The sequence below is a fragment of the Streptomyces sp. SID8374 genome, from assembly GCF_009865135.1.
Classification (GTDB): domain Bacteria; phylum Actinomycetota; class Actinomycetes; order Streptomycetales; family Streptomycetaceae; genus Streptomyces.
In genome coordinates, this window is sequence record NZ_WWGH01000002.1 from 146,154 (window position 1) to 162,758 (window position 16,605).

At 73.7% G+C, this 16,605-nt stretch carries 14 protein-coding genes and 1 pseudogene; 3 read left to right on the forward strand and 12 right to left on the reverse strand.

The window, feature by feature from the left end:
- Nucleotides 1-8: 8 nt before the first annotated feature.
- Nucleotides 9-1,214, reverse strand: a complete 1,206-nt coding sequence (locus GTY67_RS24325; protein ID WP_161280294.1) for a cupin domain-containing protein — start codon at nt 1,212-1,214, stop codon at nt 9-11.
- A complete protein-coding gene (locus tag GTY67_RS24330; RefSeq protein WP_161280295.1) occupies nt 1,211-1,636 on the reverse strand; it encodes a BatC protein in 426 nt (141 codons plus the stop codon). Before GTY67_RS24330 ends, GTY67_RS24325 begins: the two co-directional genes overlap by 4 nt.
- A gap of 383 nt (nt 1,637-2,019) precedes the next feature.
- Between GTY67_RS24330 and GTY67_RS24335 the strand changes: the two are divergent.
- Nucleotides 2,020-2,700 (forward strand): annotated as a pseudogene (locus GTY67_RS24335) (ADP-ribosylglycohydrolase family protein).
- 101 nt (nt 2,701-2,801) lie between these two features.
- Nucleotides 2,802-3,695, forward strand: a complete 894-nt coding sequence (locus GTY67_RS24340) for a hypothetical protein (RefSeq protein ID WP_093691527.1) — start codon at nt 2,802-2,804, stop codon at nt 3,693-3,695.
- 484 nt (nt 3,696-4,179) lie between these two features.
- On the opposite strand, the gene GTY67_RS24345 is transcribed toward GTY67_RS24340, so the two are convergent.
- The 10 genes from GTY67_RS24345 to ligD form a co-directional block, all read right to left on the reverse strand.
- Nucleotides 4,180-4,665, reverse strand: a complete 486-nt coding sequence (locus GTY67_RS24345; RefSeq protein ID WP_161280296.1) for a DUF3291 domain-containing protein — start codon at nt 4,663-4,665, stop codon at nt 4,180-4,182.
- Nucleotides 4,662-5,744 (reverse strand): amidase family protein, encoded by a 1,083-nt coding sequence (locus GTY67_RS24350; protein ID WP_161280297.1) that lies wholly within the window; start codon nt 5,742-5,744, stop codon nt 4,662-4,664. Before GTY67_RS24350 ends, GTY67_RS24345 begins: the two co-directional genes overlap by 4 nt.
- A 53-nt stretch (nt 5,745-5,797) precedes the next feature.
- Nucleotides 5,798-7,255, reverse strand: coding sequence for a penicillin-binding transpeptidase domain-containing protein (locus GTY67_RS24355; protein ID WP_093691533.1), 1,458 nt, complete (start codon nt 7,253-7,255; stop codon nt 5,798-5,800).
- Nucleotides 7,252-8,784 (reverse strand): FtsW/RodA/SpoVE family cell cycle protein, encoded by a 1,533-nt coding sequence (locus tag GTY67_RS24360; RefSeq protein ID WP_237502907.1) that lies wholly within the window; start codon nt 8,782-8,784, stop codon nt 7,252-7,254. Before GTY67_RS24360 ends, GTY67_RS24355 begins: the two co-directional genes overlap by 4 nt.
- A 150-nt stretch (nt 8,785-8,934) precedes the next feature.
- The gene (locus GTY67_RS24365) at nt 8,935-9,447 is read right to left on the reverse strand and encodes an SH3 domain-containing protein (protein WP_161280298.1); all 513 of its coding nucleotides are present in this window, start codon (nt 9,445-9,447) and stop codon (nt 8,935-8,937) included.
- A 107-nt stretch (nt 9,448-9,554) separates the two neighbouring features.
- Entirely contained in the window at nt 9,555-10,898 is a 1,344-nt protein-coding gene (locus tag GTY67_RS24370; protein WP_161280299.1) for a HAMP domain-containing sensor histidine kinase, read from the reverse strand.
- A complete protein-coding gene (locus GTY67_RS24375; protein WP_161280300.1) occupies nt 10,895-11,683 on the reverse strand; it encodes a hypothetical protein in 789 nt (262 codons plus the stop codon). Before GTY67_RS24375 ends, GTY67_RS24370 begins: the two co-directional genes overlap by 4 nt.
- An 86-nt stretch (nt 11,684-11,769) precedes the next feature.
- Nucleotides 11,770-12,084: a zinc-ribbon domain-containing protein gene (locus tag GTY67_RS24380; protein ID WP_161280301.1), complete on the reverse strand. Its 315-nt coding sequence runs from the start codon at nt 12,082-12,084 to the stop codon at nt 11,770-11,772.
- Complete coding sequence (locus GTY67_RS24385; protein ID WP_161280302.1) at nt 12,081-14,237, reverse strand: PBS lyase; 2,157 nt, start codon at nt 14,235-14,237, stop codon at nt 12,081-12,083. Before GTY67_RS24385 ends, GTY67_RS24380 begins: the two co-directional genes overlap by 4 nt.
- Before the next feature lie 249 nt (nt 14,238-14,486).
- A complete protein-coding gene (gene ligD, locus GTY67_RS24390; RefSeq protein WP_161280303.1) occupies nt 14,487-15,386 on the reverse strand; it encodes a non-homologous end-joining DNA ligase in 900 nt (299 codons plus the stop codon).
- 59 nt (nt 15,387-15,445) lie between these two features.
- Between ligD and GTY67_RS24395 the strand changes: the two genes are divergently transcribed.
- Entirely contained in the window at nt 15,446-16,561 is a 1,116-nt protein-coding gene (locus tag GTY67_RS24395) for a Ku protein (protein WP_161280304.1), read from the forward strand.
- The last annotated feature ends 44 nt before the right edge of the window (nt 16,562-16,605 follow it).

A 16,605-nucleotide genomic window follows, 5' to 3' on the forward strand; every position in this document is an offset into this window, starting at 1 on the left:
CGGCCGGGTCACTCTCCGGCGGGCACGAGCACGCCCGCGCGCAGCAGTCGCCCGACGAGCGCGACGCCCAGCTCACCGGCGGTGCGGGTCCCGCCGTCCAGCAGGCGGGAGACGGACGGCAGGTCGGCATCGGGGAAGTCCAGCCAGCCGACGCGGGTGGCCAGGCGCGAGCCCTCCAGCCGTGCTTCCAGCGCCGCCCGGAGCCGTACGGGGGTGTCGGGACCCAGGCCGTCGACGGCGGCGAACTGGGCCAGCGGCCCCAGCGGTGCGGGGCGTGCCTGTCCTCGCCGGGCCCGGTGGAAGAGCGGGGCGGAGTCGGCCTGGGCGATGGCGGCGAGGAGGTGCTCGCGGACGATGCCGAGCTCCCCGTCCGGTCCGTCCACCCCCAAGGGCAGGGTGCTCCGCATCCGGGGGTCGTCGCGCAGTGCGGCGAGGGCCGCCTGTGCGAGCTGTTCGGCCAGCGCGTACCGCGTCCAGGTGTGGATCCCCAGCGTCACATGGACGGAGACCCCGCCCAGCGCCTCGGCTCCGTGCAGCCAGCCCCGGGGCAGGTAGAGGACGTCCCCGGGCTCCAGCACGGTGTCGAGGTGGGCCGCGCCCCGGGCGGCCTCGGCGACGGCGGACCGGTGATCGGTCCAGGGCTGGTCGCGCAGCGGATCGGGGTGTACGGGCTCGTGGACGAGCCAGCGCTTCGCCCCCTCGATCTGGAGGACGAACACGTCGTGCACGTCGTAGTGGGCGTCGAACCCCCGGTTCTGCGGCGGGGTGACATAGGCGTTGGCCTGCACCGGATGACCCAGCTCCGCGCTCAGCCGGGAGGTGAGGTCCGCCACCGGCTCCCAGGTGCGCTGGAGCGCCTGGAGCACGAGCGTGGCGCCGTCGGCGAAGGCACGCCACAGCGCGGTGTCGTCGAGTTGGTCGGCGATGGTGGCTCCGACACCGGCCGGTGCGGTGAACCCCGACTCGGGGAGGGTGGAGCCGTCCTTGGCGACGCGGAGGAAGGGCGTACGCAGGCCGCGGCGCGAGATCAGCTCGTCAACGGCGGCCGTGGAGAACAGGTCGGAGAAATCGCTCGCGCCACGGGTGAGCAGCGGCTTCCGGGCCCAGACGTCACGGGCGAACTCTTCCGTGCCGAGCCCGGTCAGACGTGTCTCCAGGACCCCGGCGCCCGGTGCGGCGCCGACGTCCTGGAGCGCGGTTCGGGACGTGCTCAAGAGCGGCTGCCGGACTGGTCCGCCCCGCCGTCCGCACCTCCGTCGGCGCCGCCGTCGTGGACGCCCGGGGTGCCGGCCGCTCCGCCGTCGGCCGGTCCTTCGGCTCCGCCGTCCGCGCCGCCGTCGTGGACGCCCGGGGTGCCGGCCGCTCCGCCGTCGGCCGGTCCTTCGGCTCCGCCGTCCGCGCCGCCGTCGTGGACGCCGGGGGTACCCGCCGCTCCGCCGTCGGCCGGCCCTTCGGCCCCTCCGTCGGCGCCGCCGTCGTGGACGCCCGGGGTGCCCGCAGCTCCGCCGTCCGCGGGGCCTTCGGCCCCGCCGTCCGCGCCGCCGTCGGCTCCGCCGTCATGGACGCCGGGGGTGCCCGCCGCTCCGCCGTCCGCGGGGCCTTCCTGCTGGTTCGGGTCCTGCTCGGGGTTGGCCATCATTCCTCCTCTGAGTAAAAGGCTGAGAACCGGGCTCCGTGGGCGAAGCCCGTAATCACCGTATCGCCGTAGGGCGGAAGCAACGATTCGAGCGCCGGGAAGCTGCGGGAATGGAGGCGAGGCGGCCGGCATTCACCGCCGACGAGGCACAGGACAGGCGCCTACCAGGGAAAAGTGTTCGTGGAAGGCGTTCGCCATATGGCGTAACCGGCGCAGGGACGAGGATCAGGCGATGCCGGCAGAGAGCGCGCCGAAGGAAATACGGGAAAGTGCCGAGGCGCAGTGTGGCGGATTTCCGGCAGGCCCGCACATCACGATAGGCCGTATTCCCGCGCTGCCGATATTCGATGTACGCCGACGGGGTGCGGCGGCGCGATGCCGGTATGACGACCAACCCGCTCCCAGCCACCGCCGCCGGGCTCACGGCCGCCTGCCGCAGCCTCGAAGCGCTCGCGCTCGGCGACGCGTTCGGGGAGCGGTAATTCCCGCTCTTCCGCGAACGCCGTCAGGCCGTGAACGAGATCCGGGCCCGGCACACCCCGCAGGAACCGCTCTGGCACTGGACCGACGACACGGCCCTGGCGCTCGCCCTGCAACGCTCCCTCGACGGGCGCGGCCTCGTCGACCAGGACCACCTGGCGCTCTGCTACGCCCTCGCCTTCGACGCCGACCAGGCTCGCGGCTACGGCCACGGCATGCACCTCCTGCTGCCCCAGCTCCTCGCCGCCCCCGCCGACTGGCGCACCCTCGCCCCCGGGCTCTTCGACGGCGGCAGCCTCGGCAACGGTGCGGCGATGCGGTTCGCCCCGTTCGGCGCCCGCTTCCACGAGGACCTGGACCGGGTCGCCGAGCAGGCCGTGCTCTCCGCCGCCGTCACCCACGCCCACCCGGACGGCATCGCGGGGGCGGTCGCGGTGGCCGTGGCGGCGGCGCTCTGGGCGACGGCCGAGGGGTTCGGCGACGTGGACACCACCTGTGCCATCACCGGCGGGGTGGTCGGGACGGCGACCGGTACGGCCGGGGCGCCGGAGGAATGGCTGCGCAGGCGCGAGCCGTTGGGGTGAGGAGGCGCCGGGGCGCCCGGCCGGAGGGGGAATTGTTCCGGCCCGGTACCGATATCCGCCGCGTCGAAATTCCGTTCGCAAACGTGTCGTACCGTGAGCGCATGACCACCCCGCCTCAGCCGCCGCAGGGCCCCTACGGGCCGCCCCCGCACCCGCAGCAGAACCCTTACGGCCCGCCGCCCGCCGCCTCTCCCGGGGTGCCGCAGCAGCCGCCCTACGGCTACCCGCAGCAGCCTCCGGCCCCGCCCCAGCAGGGCGGCTGGGGGCAGCAGCCGGGGTGGGGGCAGCAACAGCCCGGCATACCGGGCGGGGGCGGTCCGGGCGGGGCCGGCTGGCCGCCGCAGGGGCCGGGCGCGCAGCCGCCGCGGAAGAAGCGGACCGGGCTGATCGTCGGGATCGTGGCCGGTGCGGTGGTGCTGGCGGGCGGAATCGCCTTCGGGGTCTCCCAGTTGGTCGGGAAGACCGCCGACGCGGCGTTCCCGGAGGCCAAGTACAAGCTCGTCCTGGAACAGAAGCTGCTGGACGGGGAGTTCACCCTGGCCCAGGACCTCTCGTCGACCGAGGGCAAGAAGATCGAGAAGATGTACGACCCCACCGTCCGGGACGCGAAGGCGGTGGTCGGTCAGTACAGCTCGGCCAAGGGTGGGGCGCTGGTGATCTCCGGGATGTACGGGAAGTTCACCAGGCCGGAGGTGATGACCGGCAAGATGATGGACGGTGGGGCCGCCGGGGACGGCGCGACCGTCGTCGTACCGCCCAAGAAGTTCACTCCCGCCGGGTACGACATCACGCTGGAGTGCCAGGTGCTCCAGTCGAACAAGAGCGGCGTCAAGGCCAACATTCCGATGTGTGCCTGGGGTGACGACAACACGGGGGTGTCCGTGGGGATCATCCGCGCCGAGACCGCCCTCAAGGACGCCACGTCGATCGACCTGGAGGCGGCCGCGGCCGAGACCGCCAAGATCCGCGAGGAGATCCGCCAACCGATCGGCTGACGGGCGGCGGGCCGGGGCACACCGCTCACGGGCTGGAGCACTGCTCTCGGGCCGGAGCATCGCTTACGGCCCGTGGCGCCGCTCACCGGCCCGAGCGTCGCTCACGGGCCGGAGCGTCGCTCACGGGCCGGAGCGTCGCTCACGGGCCGGAGCGCCGCTCACCGGCCGGAGCACTGCTCATGGCCTGAGCGCCGCTCACCAGTCGGAGCACTGCTCACTGCTCGCGGGACCGCTCACCGGCCGGAGCGCTGCTCACCGGCCGGGGCGTCGCTCACCTGCCGGAGCGTCGCTCACCGGCTGGAGCACCGCCCACCGCCGGAGCACCGCTCACCGGCCCGAGCGCCGCTCACCCGCCGGAGCACCGCTCACCGGCCCGAGCACCGCCCACCGCCCGGGACCGTCGCCGGACCCGGCCCCCGGGCCGCCCGGCCCCCCGGCCCCCCGGCCACCTGGCCCCCGGCCCCCCGGCCCCCCGCCCCCCGGGTCAGCGCACCCCGGCCGGTTCCGGGAAGCGGGTGCGCAGAGTGAACGCCCGGTCCGTCGGGCCGTGTTCGCGCAGGTGCAGCAGGCGCTCCTCGGCGTCCGCGACCGTCGGGCGTACCCCCTCGGGCACCCACCACAGGGCGGTCATCGCCTCCCGGACCTGCTCGAACCACTCGCGGCGCCGCTTCAGCAGCTCCCGGTGCTGCCCGGCGTACATGAAGGCCGTGAGCGCGTCGGCGTCCCGCCACACCGACATGTTCACGATCAGCCACTCGTCCCCGAAGACCGGGACGTCCGTGGCGTTCCCGGAGTCGGAGCGCAGCCGCCACACGAACCCCTCGGCCTGGTCGGCGACCGCGTTCACCGGGTCCAGTCCGTCGACGAAGTCCTTCAACTCCGGTGAATCCAGCGGGAATTTGAGCCGGGCGATGTTCACCTGCGCCAACTCGTGTCTTGCGCCGTCTGTTTGCGTCTCGATGGAGGTCATGGCCGCACGGTAGGCAGGGAGTTCTCCACCGCGCGGGCCATTCCGAGCAGCGAGACGTCCGCCCCGCGCGCCGCGACCAGGTGGAGCCCCACCGGGCAGCCGTCCCCGGTGAATCCGGCGGGCAGGCTCGCCGCCGGGTGCCCGCTCAAGTTGAACGCCCAGGTCAGGGCGGTGGAGTAGAGGTCGCCCGGACCCTCGTGCCCGTGCGGCCGGTTCGGGGTGACCGGGGTCAGCAGCAGGGGCGCGGCGGCGAAGAGGTGATCCAGCCGCTCGTCGTTCGCCCGCCGGACCGCCACCGCCTCCGGGTCCCCGGGCGCCCCGCCCCGTACCGCCTGCCAGGCCCGTGCCGGATCCAGGAGCACGCACGCGGCGTCCAGCAGGCGTACGGTCCCCGCCGCGACCAGCCGGTCCACCGCGCCCCGGACGACGGCCGCCACCCCCGGGTCCACGTCCGCGAACCCCAGGTCCTCGCTGTACACGGCGGGCAGGGGCAGGGGCAGGGAAGGGGCGGCGGGCTCCTCGTAGCCGGGCAGCACATGGCGTACGTACCGTTCCGCAGCCGCCGCCGACCGGGCCAGCACCCCCGCCGACGCGAGCCCCGACCGGTCCGGGGACGGAAGCAGCCCGTTCGTCGTTCTCAGCCCGAACACCCCGCACCACGCGGCCGGGATGCGGACCGATCCGGCCCCGTCGCTGCCCGTCGCCAGCTCCACCATCCCCGCCGCCACCGCGACCGCCGAGCCCGCCGACGAACCGCCGGGCGTACGGTCCGCCCGCCACGGGTTGACCGTACGGCCGTGGGCGCCCTGCCCCCAGGTCTGCCAGTAGGTGCCGGGACCGGGTACGGAGGTCGCGCCCACCGGGACCCCGCCCGCCGCGATCAGCCGGCGGGCCGCGTACGAGCGGATGCCGGAGGGGCCCTTCACGGCGAACGGCAGCCCGCGCAGGGGGAGTTCGAGTGCCGCCTGCTCGCGGGCGAGGGCCTCCTCGGGCCAGACCTCGGTGAACGCGTTGAGCGCCGGGTCCAGCCGGGCGATCCGCTCCAGGGCCCGCGCCACGGCGGACGGTGTGCTCGTCATGGGCACACTCTGCCCCGTACCGCCACGTGCTTCGCCCCTCACCCCTCGCCCCCTCACCCCTCCAGCGCCGCCTCCATCACCGCCCGGGCGATCGGGGCCGCGCTGCCGCCGCCGCTGATGTCGGCCCGGTCCGCCGCCGCGTCCTCCACCACCACGGCCACCGCGACGGCCGGGCGGCCGGAGTCGGGAGCCTGCGCCCAGGAGATGAACCAGGCGTACGGGAGGCCGGAGTTGTCCACGCCGTGCTGGGCGGTGCCGGTCTTGCCGCCGACCGTGACCCCGTCGATCGCCGCGTTCGACCCGGTGCCGTTCTCCACCACGTCGACCATCATCCGCTGGAGCTGCACCGCCGTGGAGGGGCTCATCGCCCGCTGGTAGGAGCGCGGCCCCTGCTGCTGGACCGTGTCCCCGTCGGCGGCGGTCACCCGGTCCACCAGGTACGGGTACCGCAGGTCGCCGCCGTTGGCCACCGCCGCGGCGACCATCGCCATCTGGAGCGGGGTCGCGGTCGTGTTGAACTGCCCGATCGAGGAGAGCGCGAGCTGGTCCTCGCTCATGTCGGTGTCGAAGTTGCTCCGCGCCACCCCGGACGGGATGCGCAGCCCGGTCTCGTTGAAGCCGAAGTGCCCGGCCGTCTCGACCATCCCCTCCAGCCCGACCCGTACCCCCAGATGGGCCATCACCGTGTTGCAGGAGGCCCGGATCGCATCCGCCAGCGAGGCCTTCTCGCAGCCGCGCGCCTCGTTGGGCAGAACCGTCCTGGTGTTCGGCAGGACGTACGGCGACGGGGTGTCCGTGGGCGCGTCCGGGTCCTTCACCACCCGGGCGTCCAGGGCCGCCGCCGCCGTCACGATCTTGAAGGTGGAGCCCGGCGGATAGGTCTGCCGAATGGCCCGGTTGAGCATCGGCAGGCTCTTGGCCGCGTTCAGCCGGGTCCACGCCTCGGTGACCGCCGGACCGGTGCCGGAGAGCCGTTCGGGGTCGTACGAGGGGGTCGAGACCAGCGCCAGGATCTTGCCCGTCGACGGCTCCAGAGCGGCGACCGCGCCCCGCCGCCCGCTCAGCCCGGCGTACGCGGCGCGCTGCATCGACTCCTTGACCGTCGTGACGACGTTGCCGCCGGGCTGCCGGCCCCGGGTGAACTCGTTCCAGAAGGGGAGGGGGGCCAGCAGTGAGTCCGTTCCCGACAGGACGCCGTCCTCGGCGTTCTCCAGGAGGGTGGTGCCGTACGTCTGCGAGGCGTACCCGGTCACCGGCGCGTACAGGGGGCCGTGCAGATAGGTGCGTTCGAAGCTGAGCTGCTCGCCGGTCTCCTTGCTGCCGGTCACGGCCCGGTCGCCGACCAGGATGTTGCCGCGCGGCTGGTCGTAACGGGCGATGGTGGAACGGCGGTTGGCCGGGTTGGCGTCCAGCTCCTCGGCCTCGAAGAGCTGGACGCGGGCCGCGTTGACGAGCAGCGCCACGAGCAGCAGCAGACAGAAGGCGGCGGCCCGCCGGATGTAGCGGATCACCGGTCCTCCTCCGGGGGGTCCGCGGGCTTCATGGGATCCGCATCGCCCACGGGTCCCGAAAGCCCCGCCGAGCCCCCAGAGCCGGCGGGTCCCGCATGGTCCATGGGGCCCACGGATCCCGCAGGCCCCGCCGACCCCACAGACCCCGCACGCCCCCCAGGCCCCACCGCGCTGGCGATGACCCCCGTCTCCACATGCTCCGGCTCCGGCCTGCGCGAGACATCGCTGAGCCGGATCAGCAGCGCCACGATGATCCAGTTGGTGACGACGGACGAGCCGCCCTGCGCGAGGAACGGCATCGCCATCCCGGTCAGCGGGATCAGCCCCATCACCCCGCCCGCGATCACGAACACCTGGAGCGCCAGGATCGAGGAGAGGCCGATCGCCAGGAGCCGCCCGAACGGGTCGCGCAGGGCGAGCCCGGCCCGGTAGCCGCGCGCCACGAGGAGCGCGTACAGCAGGAAGATGGCGGTCAGGCCGCTCAGCCCCAGCTCCTCGCCCGCCGTCGCCAGGATGAAGTCGGACTTGGCGGCGAAGCCGATGAGGATGGAGTGGCCCGCCCCGAGCCCCGTACCGAGCATGCCGCCCGCCGCGAACGCGAACAGCGACTGGGCGAGTTGGCCAGGGCCCCGCCCGGCGTCGATCGAGGCGAACGGGTCCAGCCAGTCCTGCACCCGGCCGTGCACATGCGGCTCGAACGATCCGACGACGAACGCCCCGACGGCGGCCAGCAGCAGCCCGACCGCGATCCAGCCGGTCCGGCCGGTCGCCACGTACAGCATGATGACGAAGAGGCCGAAGAAGAGCAGCGAGGTGCCGAGGTCCCGTTCCAGCACCAGCACACCCACGCTGAGCAGCCAGATCGCCACGAGGGGGCCGAGCACCCGGCCGGTTGGCAGTTGCAGCTTCCAGAACGTGCGGCCGGTGTACGCGAGCGCGTTGCGGTTGGCGGCGAGATAGGCGGCGAAGAAGACCGCGAGCAGGATCTTGGCGAACTCGCCCGGCTGGAACGAGAGTCCGCCGACCCGGATCCAGATCTTCGCCCCGTTCACCGCCGGGAAGAAGATCGGCACGATCATCAGGACGAGCGCGGTGGCGACCGAGAGGTACGCGTACCGCTGGAGCACCCGGTGGTCGCGCAGCAGCACCACGACGACGGTGAAGAGCGCGACGCCGAGCGTGGACCAGATCAGCTGAGTGGGGGCGGCCTGGTCGCGCGGGGTCTCCAGGTCGAGACGGTAGATGAGCACCAGGCCGAGCCCGTTGAGCAGGACGGCGATCGGCAGCAGCAGCGGATCGGCGTACGGGGCCCGGAAGCGGACCGCGACATGGGCCAGCAGGGCGAGCATGCCGAGCCCGGCGCCGTAACCGGCGACATCAGGGGGCACGGCCCCGTCGTGGGCGAGGCCGACGGCCGCGTAACCGTAGACGGAGATGAGGACGGCCCCGATGAGGAGCGAGAGCTCGACCCCACGCCGTCTGGGCAGGCGGAGCTCGGGCGGGGGAGCGTCCGCCGTCGTTGCGGTCATGGACCGCAACGTAGCAAGAGGTGTGCCGTATTTCCCTTATGTCATAGTGCCCGCCGCCATGTCACCGTGCTCGCCCGCCCCTGCCGTGGCGCGCGTCCGCCCGGGGAGCCACCGGCTCCCCGGGCGGACGAGGGCATGCGGGACGGGGCGTCAGCAGAAGTGCGGCGCCGCGCCGATGTTCTCGATGTAGCGGGCCGAACCCCACGCCCACGTGCCGTCGGTCAGCAGGTACCAGCGGTTGTTGCCGTCGACGTTGTCGCCCGTGGTCTTGCAGAAGATGTTCACCACGGTGCCGTACTTCACCGAGCCCACGACCCGGCTGCTGCGGGTCGGCCGGTCGCGGAGCAGCAGGTTCGGCTTGGCGATGACCCGTCCCTTGTAGGTCCGCTTGGGGGCCTGGGGGTTGGCCTGGTTCTGCGCCTGCGCCTCCTGGCGGGCCTCGTGCTCGCGCTGGAGAGCCGAGGCGGAGAGCTCGTCGGAGGCCGGGGCCGAGGTGGAGAGCTCGTCGGAGGCCGGGGCCGTGGCGGCGGCCTGGTCCCGGTGGTCGACGGGGTGGGGGTCCGCCGCCAGAGCGGGAGCGGCGGCCGTGACCGCCGCGAGGGCGCCGATGGCGACGCAGAGACCGATCCGGCGGAACCGCGAGGGGCGGGACAGGGGGGACATGCTGCCTCCATGGGAAAGGAAGGGGGACCGTGGGCGGCGCGAGATGATCTCGCCCTCGTCACGCTAAGTTGGCCACGGAGAGTCCGCAACGCGCACTGTGCGTGACATCAGGCCGGTCGGGTGGTCCCCGCGCCCCCGTCGCCCGTGTTCCCGGCGCCTTCCCCGTCGTCGAGGCGTACGTACTCCGGCAACGTCAGCCGGGCCAGCGCCCCGCCGTCCGGGGGATTCAGGAACTCCAGCCGCGCCCCGATCACCGCCGCCTGGCCCACCGCGATGGTCAGCCCGAGTCCGTGGCCCTTGCCTGCGCCGTCCGTGCGGAACCGCTGCGGACCGCCCTCCAGGAGGTACGCCGGAAAGCCCGCGCCATGGTCGCGTACGGAGACCACCGCACCCGCCACCTCCAGCACCACCGGCCCGGCGCCGTGCCGGTGCGCGTTGGCCACCAGATTGCCGAGCACCCGCTCCAGCCGCCGCCGGTCCGTCTCCACCGGCGCCGGATCCACGACCCGCACCTCGGTCTCCGTGCCGGAGGCCCGCACCACCCGCTCCACCACCGGGGCGAGGTCGTGCACGGCCAGGTCGACCTGTTCCGTACGGGCGTCCAGGCGCGAGATCTCCAGCAGGTCCTCGGTCAGCGCGCGCATCGCCCGCACCCGGTCCCGCACCAGCTCCGCCGGACGGCCCGGGGGCAGCAGTTCGGCGGCGGCCGAGAGACCGGTGAGCGGGGTGCGCAGCTCGTGCGCCACATCGGCGGTGAACCGCTGCTCCGTCTGGAGCTTGCGCTGGAGGCTGGAGGCCATGGTGTCCAGGGCGCCCGAGACGATCGCCACCTCGTCCTGGCCGCGCACGGGACGTGCCGTACGGGGGTCGCCGACCCGGGCGTCCAGGTCGCCCGCGCTGATCCGGCGGGCCACCTGGGCCGTCTGGTGCAGCCTGCGGGTGACCCGGCCGACGGCGAAGAGGCCGACCACCAGAGTGGCGGCGATGGCCAGCAGCGAGGAGCCGATGATCGCCCGGTCCAGGCCCGCGATGGTGTTGGCGCTGTGGCTGTAGTCCGTCCAGGTGGCCAGCGCCCGCCCGTCCGCCGGGCCCGCCGCCCACATCGCGGGGCCGCCGCGGCCGTACGGGTCGCCCGGGCGGTGCGGGCCGTCCGCGACCATCGTGCCGCGCTCGCCGCCCGCCGCCAGGGCGCGCAGCGGGGCGGGCAATCCCGCCGGGTCGATGCCGGAGCCCCTGGGCAGCGGCTCCCCGGCCTCGTACGCGTCGGTGACGACCTCCAGCCGGTCCAGCGCCTTCTCGCGGGCGTGGGAGACGGTCTGCCGGGTGACGGCGGTGTGCACGAGGACGCCGAGCAGGGCGGCGAGGGTGCAGCACATGACGGTCAGGAAGACCGCGGACTTCCAGGTGAGGGTCGCGGTCCAGGCAGGCGTACGGAACCGGCGCCGCTTCATCGGACGGCCGCCGAAGGGCTCCCGCTCGGACGGCCGTCCGCCGGGGCCGAGGGTGCCGAGGGTGAGGCAGACGGCGAGGCCGTCGGGCTCGGGGTCCGGTTGCGGTCCGTGTCCTTGCGCCGCTCCGGGGCCCGCAGGATCTCGTCCCGGGTGGCCAGCATCGCCTGCTGCCGCTCGTCCCAGGACCACGCGGTGCGGTACTCGTACCCGGAGATCGCCGAAGGCGCCCGCAGGATCAGGTCCCGGCCCGCCAGCTCCACGCTGATCACGGCGTCCGAGGTGGACATGATCCGGGTCAGCCCGCCCTTGTCGCCCCGGTCGGCCCGGTACGCGCGCACGGTGAGCTGGCGGCCGGGCATGCGGATGCCGAGCACCAGTTCGTCCCTGCCGTCGCCGGTCAGGTCGAAGTAGTACGGGGCCAGGACCGGGCAGTCGTCCGGTGCCGTCCGGCAGGCGCGGATCGCCCGGACCGTCGCGTCGGGCAGCTCGTCCAGCCCGCTGTCCCGGTCCGTCCTGGCCTTCAGCCCGGCCTGCACCACCGCGACCGGGTCCAGCCGGTGCACATCGCCGCCGGGCACGGTGATCCCGGGGATCCGGGCGGTCTCGCCCTCCCCGTAGTCGTACGGGGCGGCCGATGCGGGCGGCAGGTCGGGCCAGAGGCGGGCGGGCTCCACCGCCGATGGGGCCTCGCCGGCGCTCCGGAGCCCGCCGGCCGCACCGCAGCCGGAGAGCAGGGCGAGCACGGCCACGGCGGACGCGACGGCACGGACGCGGACCGGGCGCACGGCTGGCCCTCCTCTTGGACGACAGGGGGCCTACACCCTAGGGCGTGTCCGTACGCAATGCCCACTTCGTACCCGTACGGCAGGCTTTAGCGCTGGAACGGGCTCTGTCCCGGCTGCTGGAAGCCCGGCTGCCGCGGGGCCTGTCCGTGGCCGCCGTCCGGGCCCGCCCCGTGCTGGGCGAGCAGCTGGTCGGCCTGCTCCTTCGATATCTGCTGCTCCCCGCCGCAGAACGTGCACTGCGTGGCGTACTTCGTCGAGAACGGGAAGAGCGGGATGAAGAAGAGGGTGAACTTCGTGACCCGCTTGCGCAGGGTGTGCGCCGCCGGATTGCCGCACCAGCCGCACACCATCGTCAGGATGGCCAGCTGGTGGAGATAGCCCTTGGTACCGAAAATGATCATGCCGTGGTCCCTTTCCCCGTCCCCCGGAGTGCCTGTCGGCACAGCGCCAGGAGCTTTTCGTCCTCGTAGGTGTCATGGCTGCCGTACCCGCCGTCCAGCGCGTTGTGACGGCGTACGGAGGAGAGTTCGGCGCGCAGCACCTGGGCCGTCGTCGACGCCGGGTCCACCGGTCCCGTCCGCGCCAGGCATTCTGCCACCCGGACGCGTACATGGCGGTTCTTCTCCCAGGCGGCGAGCAGCACCTCGGTGCTCTCCTCCGGCCGCCCGGTCACCTCCCGGAGCGCGATCGCCGCGTCCACCCGCAGCCACAGCTCGTCATGGGCCAGCAGTCCGCGCAGCCGGGGCGCCACCACCGCCGCCTGCGGGCCGAGCGCCCCCAGCGCCGCCGCGGCCGCCCGCCGGTCGTGCACCTGGTCCGAGCCGAGCCCCTCGACCAGCACGGGCAGCACCGCGTCCCGGTCCCCGGCCACCGCCCACAGCGCCTCGGCCGCCTCCGTGGCCGTCCCCGGCCGCCGCAGCATCGCCCGCAGCTCGGGCACGGCCTCCCGGGCGGCGGGCCCGAACGAGCCGAGCGCCCGCAGCGCCGCCGTACGCAGCCACTCGCCCCGGTACTCCGGGGCGCCGCGCAGCACCCGCAGCACCTCCGGCGTCGCCTCGCCCGCCCGCAGCCCGGTCAGCCCGGCCAGCAGCGGGCTCGCCCGGTCGTACGCCCCCTCGTCCAGCGCCACCCCGGCGAGCCTGCGCCGCAGCGCACCGGCCAGCGGGCGGGCGGCCGGCCCGAGATGGGTGACCGCGAACCCCACGTCGTGCGGCACCTCCGGCAGCTCCAGGGCCGCCGCCAGGGCGGGCACCGCCCGGGCGTCGCCGAGCCGGGCCAGCGCCTTCACCGTGGAGCCGAGCCCCGGCGGACCGCTGGCCCACTCCTTCACCCAGCCCCCGGGATCGGCCGCCAGCCGGGCCGCCAGCGCGTCGGCGGTCGGCGCGGCCAGCGAGAACAGCTCCTCCAGGACGTGCGAGGCGGCCTCGGCCAGCCGGGGCTCGGGGTCGGCGAGCTGGTCGCCGACGAGCGCCACCAGCTCCTCGTACGAGCCGCGCCAGGCCCGTATCAGCCCGCCGCTCATCCGTACGGCGTCGATGCGCTGCCAGGGGTCGGGGCTGCGGAGCTGGTCGACGAGGAGGGCCGTACGGTCGCCGACGCGGTCGTCCAGGCCGACGTGCAGGGTGCGCAGCAGATCGGCGGCCCAGGGGGTGCCGCGTCCGGCGCTCTCCTGGGCGGAGAGGGCGCGCAACTGGCCCACCAGGGTCGGTGCCGCGCCCTGCTCGGGCCGGGGGACGTCCGTACAGCCGACCGGGTCGCACTCCGGCTCCGCCTCGGCGTCGGCCTCCGGCTCCCCGTCCGGGTCGTGCTCCGCTGCCCCGCCCGGCGCCGACCGCAGCTCGCGCAGCAGCCCCGACACGACCGGCACCACATCGCGGGGCAGCGCGTCGGGCGAACAGCGCGCCAGCTGGGCCAGGGCGGCGAGCCGCAGCCCCGGTGCGTGCTCCCGGTCCACCAGCAGGCCCAGCCACCGGGCCACCCGCCCCGCCAGCGGGCGGTGGCGCAGGGCGACCCGCCCGGCCGCCTCCACGAGGGCGAGCCGCACCTCCTCGTCGGGCTCCACCGGCAGCCGCTCCCGCAGCAGCTCCAGGACCCGGACGGGGTGCCGGTGGAGCGTGGCGAGCGCCAGCGGGGCCGCCAGCCGCACCCCGGGGTCCTCGTCGGCGATCAGCTCGAAGAACACCCCGGCCCCGGCCGTGACCGCGGCGGCCGCCATCGCGTAGTTCGCGGCGCCCTCGATCTCGTCCTCGTCTATCTCGTCCTCGTCGTCCTCGTCCAGATCGAAGCCGCCGATGCTGGTGAGCAGCTCCACCACGCTGCCCCGGTCCTGCACCTCCGGGTCCACGGCCAGCTCGAAGAGGAAGGGGATGCACGCCAGGGTGCAGGCGTAGACGTCCCCCTGGTGGTGCACGGCTCCGTACATGCCGTCGAGTGCGCTCTCCCGCTCCGCCGGATCGGCGGAGGCGAGCCCCCGAAGGAGCACCGGCACGTCGTCGGCGGGCCCGTAGGCATGCTCCATCGAAGCCCAGTCGACCTCATCGATCCCCGAGAACACGCCATCCCCTCCCCACGTCGCGGCGGCGCCCGGAACCTCCACCCGTCTCCGGCACGCCTGTTCCCCACACGCCTGCGGCGCGTCCCGAAAGAAAGCGCCTGCGCAGAGTGTGCACCACGGCTCCGACAATCCACCCGCCACTTGTGGCCTTTCCTCATGCCGTGACCAGGTCATGACCCTGTCATGACGGGGCGGCCGAAAGGGAACCTGTGAGTTGGCTGTGAATCAAGGGGGACCAGCCGGAAGGAATCAGGGGGAATCCGGCGGAAGCGGTCGGGCCTGTTCCGGGTCGAGGAGGGGGCCGAGCAGCTCCCCGTACCGTTCCAGCCGTCCGGCCATGTTCTCCGCGCGGAACACCAGGGCCTCAGGCGACCGGCACCCCTCGATCTCCGCCCAGGTGACCGGCGCGGAGACGGTGGGCTCGGTCCTGGCCCGCAGGGTGTAGGGCGTGGCGGTGGTCTTCGACGCGGAGTTCTGGCTGAAGTCGACGAAGACCTTGCCGGGCCGCAGGGCGCGCTTCATCCGGTGCAGGGCCAGCTCCGGCAGGGCGCTCTCCGCCTCCATCGCGAGCCGTTTCGCGTACGCGGACACCTCGGCGGACGGGGTCGGCTCCACCGGGACCAGCAGGTGCAGCCCCTTGGAGCCGGACGTCTTCCCGTACGCGGACAGTCCGTCGGCGGCGAGCCGCTCCCGCAGCCAGAGAGCCACCGAGCAGCACTGCACGACGGTCGCCGGGGAGCCGGGGTCCAGGTCGAAGACCATCCGGTCGGCCATCTCCGGGGCCTCGGCCCGCCACTGCGGGGTGTGGAACTCCACCACCAGGTTGGCCGCCCACATCAGCGAGGCCAGGTCCTGGACCACCACCTGGCGGGCGCCCGGGTCCTCGCTCCGCGGCACGGGGGTGGTGCGCACCCAGTCGGGCGTACCGGGCGGCGGATTCTTGGTGAAGAACAGCTGCCCCCCGGGCCCGTCCGGATAGCGCAGGAAGGAGACCGGGCGGTCGCGCAGATGGGGCAGGATCGCGGCCGCCGCCGTGGCCGCGTAGTAGTGCAGCACCTCGCCCTTGGTGGTCCCGGTGGCCGGATACAGCACCTTGTCGAGGTTGCTGAGCGAGAGGCGCCGCCCCTCCACCTCGGTGATCGGCGTCATACGATAAGAGTCACACGAAAACCCTCCTAAGCGTCCTTAACGGTCAAAAGGGGTGAACGGTGAGGTCCATATGGAACGGCGCGATCTCCTTCGGGCTGGTCAGCATCCCGATCAAGCTCGTCAACGCCACCGAGAACCACTCGATCCACTTCCGGCAGATCCACCTCGCCGACGGCGGCCGGATCCGGTACCGCAAGGTCTGTGAGCTGGACGAGGAGGAGGTGTCCGGCGGCGAGATCGGCAAGGCCTACGAGGACGCCGACGGCACGATGATCCCGATCACCGACGAGGACCTCGCCCAGCTCCCGCTGCCCACGGCCAAGACCATCGAGATCGTCGCCTTCGTGCCCGCCGACGAGATCGACCCGCTCCAGATGGACGCGGCGTACTACCTCTCCGCCAACGGGGTCCCGGCCGCCAAGCCGTACACCCTGCTGCGCGAGGCCCTCAAGCGCAGCAACAAGGTGGCCGTCGCCAAGTTCGCCCTGCGCGGTCGCGAACGGCTCGGCATGCTCCGCGTCGTCGACGACGTGATCGCGATGCACGGCCTGCTCTGGCCCGACGAGATCCGCGCCCCCGAGGGCGTCGCCCCGGACAGCGACGTCACGGTCCGCGACGCCGAACTCGACCTGGCGGACGCCCTGATGGACACCCTCGGGGAGGTCGACATGGAGAGCCTCCACGACGACTACCGGGAGGCGGTGGAGGAGCTCATCGCGGCGAAGGCGTCCGGCGAGGCGGTGGAGCCCGCGGAGTCGAAGGAGAGCGGCGGGGGCAAGGTCATCGACCTGATCGCGGCCTTGGAGAACAGCGTCCGCGCGGCGAAGAAGTCCCGGGGCGAGGGCGAGGAGGAAGGGGAGACCGAGGCCGGGGACGGGGAGGGGGACATGGCGGACGTCCACCCCATCAAGAAGACGACGTCGAGGAGTACGGCGAAGAAGACGGCACAACAGAAGTCCACGGCGCAGAAGTCCAGCCCGAAATCCACGGGCGGGAAGAAGTCCACGGCCTCCACAGGCTCTGCGGCCAAGAGGACGACGCAGAAGAAGACGGCGTCCAAGTCGGCCTCCGCCGCCAAGGACTCCTCGTCCTCGGCGAAGAAGCAGACGTCGTCCGGCTCCCGGAGCACCACCAAGAAGAAGACGGCCGCGCCCCGCAAACGCGCCTCGGCCTGACCCCGCCGCGTCCCGATCCCCGGCCCTGGCTCCCCCCTGTCGTA

Coding starts and splice junctions, on each gene's coding strand:
- ligD (WP_161280303.1), bottom strand. CDS start 15,386: ATGACGCCGATCACCGAGGTGGAGGGGCGGCGCCTCTCGCTCAGCAAC.
- GTY67_RS24380 (WP_161280301.1), bottom strand. CDS start 12,084: ATGATCATTTTCGGTACCAAGGGCTATCTCCACCAGCTGGCCATCCTG.
- GTY67_RS24330 (WP_161280295.1), bottom strand. CDS start 1,636: ATGGCCAACCCCGAGCAGGACCCGAACCAGCAGGAAGGCCCCGCGGAC.
- GTY67_RS24360 (WP_237502907.1), bottom strand. CDS start 8,784: ATGACCGCAACGACGGCGGACGCTCCCCCGCCCGAGCTCCGCCTGCCC.
- GTY67_RS24345 (WP_161280296.1), bottom strand. CDS start 4,665: ATGACCTCCATCGAGACGCAAACAGACGGCGCAAGACACGAGTTGGCG.
- GTY67_RS24370 (WP_161280299.1), bottom strand. CDS start 10,898: ATGAAGCGGCGCCGGTTCCGTACGCCTGCCTGGACCGCGACCCTCACC.
- GTY67_RS24340 (WP_093691527.1), top strand. CDS start 2,802: ATGACCACCCCGCCTCAGCCGCCGCAGGGCCCCTACGGGCCGCCCCCG.
- GTY67_RS24365 (WP_161280298.1), bottom strand. CDS start 9,447: ATGTCCCCCCTGTCCCGCCCCTCGCGGTTCCGCCGGATCGGTCTCTGC.
- GTY67_RS24350 (WP_161280297.1), bottom strand. CDS start 5,744: ATGACGAGCACACCGTCCGCCGTGGCGCGGGCCCTGGAGCGGATCGCC.